At 49.6% G+C, this 7,049-nt stretch carries 5 protein-coding genes and 2 pseudogenes; 2 read left to right on the top strand and 5 right to left on the bottom strand.

Annotation, left to right across the window (positions count from 1 at the left end):
• The 5 genes and pseudogenes from panF to CW734_RS01035 form a co-directional block, all read right to left on the bottom strand.
• Nucleotides 1-167, bottom strand: a pseudogene (panF, locus tag CW734_RS01055) (sodium/pantothenate symporter); the annotation flags it as partial.
• Nucleotides 164-436, bottom strand: coding sequence for a YhdT family protein (locus tag CW734_RS01050; RefSeq protein WP_101189107.1), 273 nt, complete (start codon nucleotides 434-436; stop codon nucleotides 164-166). The pseudogene panF and the gene CW734_RS01050, both read right to left, overlap by 4 nt.
• A gap of 178 nt (nucleotides 437-614) precedes the next feature.
• Complete coding sequence (locus CW734_RS01045) at nucleotides 615-1,922, bottom strand: efflux RND transporter periplasmic adaptor subunit (RefSeq protein WP_101189106.1); 1,308 nt, start codon at nucleotides 1,920-1,922, stop codon at nucleotides 615-617.
• Nucleotides 1,919-2,608, bottom strand: coding sequence for a hypothetical protein (locus CW734_RS01040; protein ID WP_232787007.1), 690 nt, complete (start codon nucleotides 2,606-2,608; stop codon nucleotides 1,919-1,921). The genes CW734_RS01045 and CW734_RS01040 overlap by 4 nt, the downstream gene beginning before the upstream one ends.
• Nucleotides 2,609-3,944: 1,336 nt before the next feature.
• On the bottom strand, nucleotides 3,945-5,231 hold the full coding sequence (locus CW734_RS01035; RefSeq protein ID WP_101189108.1) for a BaiN/RdsA family NAD(P)/FAD-dependent oxidoreductase: 1,287 nt from the start codon (nucleotides 5,229-5,231) through the stop codon (nucleotides 3,945-3,947).
• Nucleotides 5,232-5,362: 131 nt separating this feature from the next.
• Between CW734_RS01035 and CW734_RS01030 the strand changes: the two genes are divergently transcribed.
• Both CW734_RS01030 and CW734_RS18590 read left to right on the top strand, forming a co-directional pair.
• Complete coding sequence (locus tag CW734_RS01030; protein ID WP_101189105.1) at nucleotides 5,363-6,967, top strand: putative polysaccharide biosynthesis protein; 1,605 nt, start codon at nucleotides 5,363-5,365, stop codon at nucleotides 6,965-6,967.
• A gap of 11 nt (nucleotides 6,968-6,978) precedes the next feature.
• A pseudogene (locus CW734_RS18590) lies at nucleotides 6,979-7,049 on the top strand (16S rRNA pseudouridine(516) synthase); the annotation flags it as partial.

Here is a 7,049-nt window from a genome sequence, read left to right as displayed (position 1 = left end):
GTCGCGACCATGGTCATCGCCAGGACGAAACCGCCAAGCTCACGACCACCGAGAAAATAATCACTGATGAAATTCGAAGAGCCGGCCAGTTTTCTGCTCGACCAATAGCCGATGAAAAAGATGATGATCAAAAAGACGATCATGGGAATAAGGACTGAATAGTTCATCGGCTTTCCTCCTGTTCTTCGTCAAATGGCACATCGACAAAGAAAAACTTGACGACGACCGTGACGAGCACGACCATGACCAGGAAGCCGACGATGCAGCTATAGAAAAACCAATCGGGCAAGCCGAATATGTACGTGTATTCTTCGACCGGGCGATTGCCGAGCCCGTAGGCAAAAGCGAACCACCAGACGAAGTTGAAGAGCGCAAGGCCGAGGCCGATCCAGGCTTCCCGATGCGCGACGCGGAAGCGCCAATCTGTTTCTTTCATGGATATCCCACTCCGATCAATGGCTGTAATGTGTTGTGTCTATCGTACACCAATGGCGGCCGTAAATTAAGCGCAAGTTTCCATGGCGTTTTCGATGCGTCCATTTACACAGCAACCCCATATGCTTTCACTGGTTGATTTCCATAAAAAAACCTCCGGAAATTCCCGGAGGTTTTGCTTAGCGTGCCAATAAATATTCGACATAGGCTCGCCATTCTGTATTCTTCGCATAGTTAAAGTCCGGCGTGCGGCTCGGGAACGGCATGAAGAGCTTCGGCCTTCCCGGATAATCGTGAAGCTGCTCTTCATTGATGGTGATATCCCCTGCTTCCATGCCGCTTGCGAGAACAACGCGGCCTTGTTGGGTGAAGGCGATTTCGACAGGGACGGCATTCGGGCGGCCGTCAATGTTCAAGGTATAGGCAGTGCCCGTCGTATCGTCGTCATCGTAAACCCAAGCATCGCGCAAGGCGATTGCATCTTGTGCTTCATCCAAGGTGATTTCTGCGTTGACATTGCTGCCATAAGGCATCGTGTCCTGCAAGGGTGTTTCAGGGGCGATGCGCACTTCGTAAAAGGCGATCGGGTTGTTTTGTTCGATGCGGCCGAGATCCCGGTACGCTTCGAACCACTTGGATTCTTCTGCCGGAATTTCAGAAACGCTGCGGACCGTTCCAGGAATCGCGCCTTCAATGCCTGGCGCCTGGATGAATACGCGATCGGCCTGTTCCACTTCGTGCCATTCGTCTTCCAATAGATACGTCACGAATTCGCGTTCATTATTGTAAATCTCGATGCTGAGCGGAGCGGTGTCGCGGTTGATGCTCGCGACCGTCCCTTCGACCGGGCTGATGAGCGCCGGATTTTCCTGGCTTTGTGCGAGCTGCGCTTCCACGACCGCAAGTTCAGAATCAATGGCCGCCAGACGCTGCTGGGCTTGCGCGATGCCTGAAGCATACGAGCCGTCTTCCGGCACTTCCACGCCAACTGAGACGTTGACATCCATACGCAATTCCTGTTCCATGTCTTCGCCAAACCCTGGATAGCTGGAGCTGTTATTGGAGTCTTCAGATACACTGCTGTCTTGCGATGCGCGCGCCTGCGTCAATTCCTGCAATGTGGACTGAACTTCACTGCGTTCTGTTTGAAGCGCACTTTGTTCCGACTGCCAGATCGCTCGCTGGTCTTCTGACTCACTTTCGTTCAAGCGTGCCAGTTCAGCACCTGCCGTTACGGCATCGCCTTCTTTGACGAGCCATTGCTCAAGCGCTTCATCGTCCTGGACGTAGATTTCCATCGTATCCTGCGGTGCCGTCAATGCTTCTTTCGGCAAAGTTTCGGTGTATGTATGGGTATACGCCTGTTCATATTCGCTGACATACAGTTGTTTTGAAATGATGCTCTTCTCACCGAACAGCAACAGGAAGTTCGAAGTCAAAAAAGCGACGATGGCAATGGATAAGCCGATAAAGAAAAAGCGGTTCATAGGATCGGCCCCCCTTGCATAAAGTCACGCAGCATTTCGTCGACGGGAATCTGGCTGAACAACGCGACGAACAATGCCGAAAGCAGATGGATGATGATTAGTGAAAGCAAAATGATCTTCGGTGATACACGCGAAAAACTTTTGATGAAACGGTATTGAATCGCGATAATCAATGACGTAAACAAGGTCAATTGATTAAAGAAATAAATCAGGTAGCTGTTCTCCAGGAACGTCGCGGCGATCGGCCCGAATGAAAACGGTGAAAAGGCCATCGTGTAGCCATTCCAGGCGAACATCCCAAAAATCAAGCCTTTTTCCAGCACCAACAATGCCGTAACGTAAGCTTGCATGACGATCATCGCCTTCCACGGGATGCCGATGATCCGGCCGTACAGATACGCGGCTATGTACAAATGGAAGCTCAAATACAAGCCGCCCCACAGCAAGGTGCCGACAAGCGAGGTCCAACGCGCGAGTGTATAGCCGTCAAACATGCCTGCCGCGAGCAGCGGCGTCAACGACCCGGTGTTCATGCCCCAAATTTCAGGCAAGGCAAACACGATCAAGCCGAGCACAAGAATAACGGCCAGCCGCTTATTGATTTGCCTCATTTCGGTGTGTCGCAAATTATGTATGAGTTGGCCTTGGTTCAGGAAGAAATGCCAAAATTTAAAATCAGATATCATGCGTCTAAGTCCTTTCAGGCAAATGGCGTTCTGCTTAGTTTTACTTTACCAAAAAAACATATGCTTTGAAACGAATTCCCTGCCACAATTTTCAATATTTGGTGGCTTTGAGACGAATGGCATAGGATTGTGGTGAATTTCAAATTAGTAAAGGGTGAAGTGGAGTGGAAGTAGGAGATGTTTAATGAAGAAAAGTGATGTGAAAGAAGTAAGTAGAAAAAGCTTACGCTTTTCGACTGCGCTCCAATGGCTGCTTGGGGCTCGCAGGATGCGAGTCATGCAGCTGATGCGACAGGACGTCGCGCTTTCAGCTGCCCGGGTGTGGGGCGGGTGTTGAGCCAACGTGCCAAAGAGCGCGGCACGATTGTCTCGCCAGCCCGCGCGGTCCCACAGGCGTCAGCCCCCTTCTACTCCGTCTCTAGTTTTAAAGTGGAAGATCGTTTCTTCAGTTCATTTAAAGTAAAGTGTGGAAATGCATTATGTTTTTAGCTCATATTATTTGGATCAAAGAGAGGGTGAATGTCAATTTGCCGCATCTCGGGAAGTGATTCCCCAACTAGCCGGCAACTAGTTACAGAAGCAGATTCAACTAATCACACCTCTCTCAATGAAATCTCTCAGCCGCCGGCGCCAAGGGTGAGCCGACGCAGTAAGACAGGTGTTCTTCCTGGCTTATTGCCAAAGGCCAACCCAAAGCAAGGCAGCGAATATTAACATGAAGAACAAATAGAACAACGCAACAATTCCACAAACAAATCCTCGCTATCTTCCCAAAACTTGTCCCGGGAAGCGATTTCCCCACTAGCCGGCAACTAATTATAGAAGCAGATCTGATGAAACTCACCCGAGTCAACGAAATCTCTCAGCCGGCTAGCGCCAAGGGTGAGCCGACGCAGTAAGACAGGTGCTCTTCCTGGCTTATTGCCAAAGGCCAACCCAAAGCTAGGTGGTGAATACTAAGATGAAACTTAAATCAATGTTCAATAACATTTCCGCAAGAAAACTCTCACTATCTATTCCAAACTTATCCAGGAAGCGAGTTCCCCGCTAGCCGGCAACTGAATAAAGAAGCTAATCTGCTTAAACCGTCTTCATACAATGAAATCTCTTAGCCGCCGAGCGTAAAGGGGTGAGCCGACGCAATAAGACAGACGTTCTTTCTGGCTTATTGCCAAAGGCCAACCCAAAGCCGGGCGGCGACTATGAAGGGAAACTGTACTTCAATATTCAGTAACATTTCCACAAGAAAACTCCCGCTATCTTTGATTCTGTCTACTTTAAGAAGTGAGTCCTCATTTGCTCTTTCAACTTCATTCCATAGAAAAAAGCCCATTGCTTAAGCAATGGGACTTTGGGTTTGATAAGAAGCAGCGAACTCGGCTGCGTTTTTTCCTGCCACGTGCCCGGTAACAAGGGCGGAAGTGATATTATAGCCGCCGGTGTAGCCGTGGATGTCGAGGATTTCGCCACAGAAGAACAAGCCGGGTTTTTTCTTCGAATGCATCGTTTTCGGTTCGATTTCCTTGATCGATACGCCGCCGCCTGTAACAAACGCTTTTTCGATCGGCTGTGTTCCGGAGACGGTCATCGTGAATGCCGTCATTTCAGCAGCGAGCGCACGGACTTTATCTGCCGGCAATTCTGCGCCGGTCAATTGCGGGTCGATGCCTGCACGGTCCAACAGGAACAATAGCCAGCGTTCCTGAGCCAAACCTTTCCAGACATTTTTCAACGCTTTTTTCGGTTCGTCTTTCATCAATTTATGAAGCAGCTGGAAAGCCGATTCCGCATTGTCATCCGGCATGGAATTGATGCGGACGGTGACAGCTTGGCCACCGTTTTTCTTCATTTCCTTGACGACGTATTGGCTGCAGCGCAGGATGGCAGGCCCGCTCAAGCCGAAATGGGTGAACAGCATATCCATCTGGTGCGTGACGAGCGCTTTGCCTTTTTTATTGAGCACCGTGACGGCGACATCGCGCAGGGCAAGCCCTTGCAGGTCGCGTGATTTGATGAACGGTTCATTCGACAACAAAGGAACTTCCGTCGGATAGAGGTCGGTGACTGTGTGTCCCGCTTTTTCTGCCCAAGGATAGCCGTCTCCGGTCGATCCGGTTTGCGGCACCGCTTTGCCGCCGACTGCGACCACCACTGCGTGCGATTCGAATTCCTCGCCAGAGTGCAGGCGGATGCCGGTCACTTTTTCGTCGTTCATCAATAAGCTTTTGACGGGGGAATCGAGTTTTCGCTCAACGCCGAGCCGGTCCATCTCGCCAAACATCGCATCAGCAACGTCTTGTGCGCGGTTTGACACAGGGAACATGCGGCCGTGGTCTTCTTCTTTCAAGGCAACGCCGAGATTTTCGAAGAACTGGATGATGTCCTCGTTATTGAATACCGAAAACGGGCTGTACATGAAGCGGCCATTTCCAGGAATGTGGCGGACGATTTCTTCCAAAGGCAGGCGGTTGGTCACATTGCAGCGCCCGCCGCCGGAGATGATCAATTTCTTGCCGAGCTTTTTGCCTTTTTCGACGAGCAGCACGCGCTTGCCGTTCGATGCGGCAGCGATGGAAGCCATTAAACCGGATGGGCCTCCGCCGATGATGATGATGTCATACATATAATAAAAACTCACTTTCGTTTTTCTTTTCAGTATACACGATGAGGCAAAACACGTTGAGTAATTTTGTCTATAGGTGTAAACTATCGTGTAGATTGCTTTTTATTTTGAACAAAGTCAGGGAGTGCAAAATGTCCTCATTAATTAAAGGTACCGCCATTTTAACTTTAGGTTTATTTCTGTCGAAAGTGCTCGGCGTCATCTACATCATCCCGTTTTACAGTATGGTCGGGGAAGATAATATCGGACTTTACCAGTATGCATACATACCGTACAACTTGATGCTTGCACTGGCGATATCCGGTGCACCGATCGCTTTTTCCAAGTTCACGGCTAAATACAATTCACTCGGTGATTACGAAACCGGGAGGCGATTATTGAGTTCAGGTTTGTTGACGATGATGGTTACCGGCATCTTATCGTTTTTGGCACTTTATCTGCTGGCTGAGCCACTCGCACGCATCACCATTTCGGAAGATGAGCTCATCTACTCGGTAGATGATATCGCAGATGCGATCCGCTGGGTCAGCTTCGCCTTGATCGTCGTTCCGTTCATGAGTCTTTGGCGCGGCTTTTTCCAAGGCTATAACTACATGATGCCGACCGCTGTTTCGCAATTGATCGAGCAGATTGTCCGCATCATCTTCCTGCTCGGCGGCGCGTTCGCTGTCATTTATCTTTTTGATGGCACGCCGAAGACCGCTATCCAGTTCGCCGTTTTGTCGGCTGCAGTCGGGGCGCTTGGCGGGCTTGTCACCTTGTATTATTTCTGGCGCAAAAAGAAGCCGGAATACAATCACTTACTTGCAACATCCGTTGAATCCTATGATGTGCGGTTGCGTGATATGTACCGCGAAATCCTACTATATGCCGTACCGGTCATTTTCCTCGGCATCGCCAACCCGTTGTTCCAGTTCGTCGATTTGATGACCTTCAACCGGGCAATGGCAGCCGGCAATAATATCATGGAGACGGACCTTCTCGGTATCTTGAATTTGACTGCCCATAAACTGGTCATGATTCCAGTTATGCTTGCGACAGGCTTTTCGATGGCGCTCATTCCGCTCATCACGAAGCATTTCACGCGCAATGAACACTTGCAAGTGACCAAAACATTGGATCAGTCGTTCCAGTTGATCTTGTTCTTGACCTTGCCTGCAGTCATCGGCATGACGATGCTGTCGGATGAGCTGTATCACGTCTTCTACAAAGTCAGTGATGTCGGTTCTGAGATTTTGGCGCATTATCTGCCGGTCGCGATCCTGTTTGCCGCATTCCCTGTGACAGCATCGATCTTGCAAGGCATCAACAAACAAAAATGGATCATCATCAACTTGCTGATTGGCCTCGGGCTTAAGGCCTTGCTGAATACGCCGCTGATTATGTGGTTCGAGACGGACGGCGCGATCGCTGCGACAATCATCGGCTATGTCGTCGCAATTACGATGAATATGATCGTCATTTCGAAGACGATGAATTATCGCTCGAAAATGGTGTTCCGCCGCATTTTACTCATTCTCATCTTGAATGCCGTCATGGCGTTCGCTGTGTATTTTGCAATGAATGGCCTCGATTATATTATCGGCATGGACAATAAATTCTTGTCGATGATCCGCATCGTCTTGATCGGCGGAGTGGGCGCTATTGTCTACGGATACCTCAGCTTGAAGACAGGGCTTGCCCAGAAGCTGCTCGGCGCGAGAATTACGCGCATTACAAGACGCTTCGGCTTCTAGGAGGAACTAATATGAGAATCGATAAACTATTGTCGAATTCAGGATTCGGCTCAAGAAAAGAAGTGAAAATCTTACTTAAATC

Source organism: Planococcus sp. MB-3u-03 (genome assembly GCF_002833405.1).
GTDB lineage: Bacteria > Bacillota > Bacilli > Bacillales_A > Planococcaceae > Planococcus.
This window is presented reverse-complemented; position numbering and strand designations above follow the sequence as displayed.